A 363-nucleotide genomic window follows, 5' to 3' on the forward strand; every position below is an offset into this window, starting at 1 on the left:
CGCCCGGGCACGCCGATCAAGCAGGCCAGCCTCTGGATCATGCGCACCACCCACTTAAACTACCGCCCCTGACCCCGGCCCAACGCCGAACCCGGCACCACAAAGCCCCCCCAGCCACACACCCCACACCCCCACCCCCCTCGCCACCCCCCCCCACCACCCGGCCGACCGGAACCACCGCCCCGACCCCGGCGACGCCCTCCCCGAGCGCACCCGCCACAAGGCCGAGGCAGGCGCCCCGCTGGACATCGCCGGCGCGACGCTCGCCGGGGCGCCCGCGCGGGCCGGGCTGATTGACGAGTACGTGCTGGCCACCGCGCCGGTCCTGGTGGGCGGCGGCACGCCGTTCTTCACCGCACTGGA

Annotated in this window: 1 pseudogene; it reads left to right on the forward strand. The window is 75.8% G+C overall.

Features of this window, described 5'->3' with window-relative positions:
• Window positions 1-178: 178 nt before the first annotated feature.
• Window positions 179-363: pseudogene (locus PUR56_RS11060) on the forward strand (dihydrofolate reductase family protein); the annotation flags it as partial.

The sequence above is a fragment of the Streptomyces sp. BE303 genome, from assembly GCF_036290945.1.
Classification (GTDB): Bacteria; Actinomycetota; Actinomycetes; order Streptomycetales; family Streptomycetaceae; genus Kitasatospora.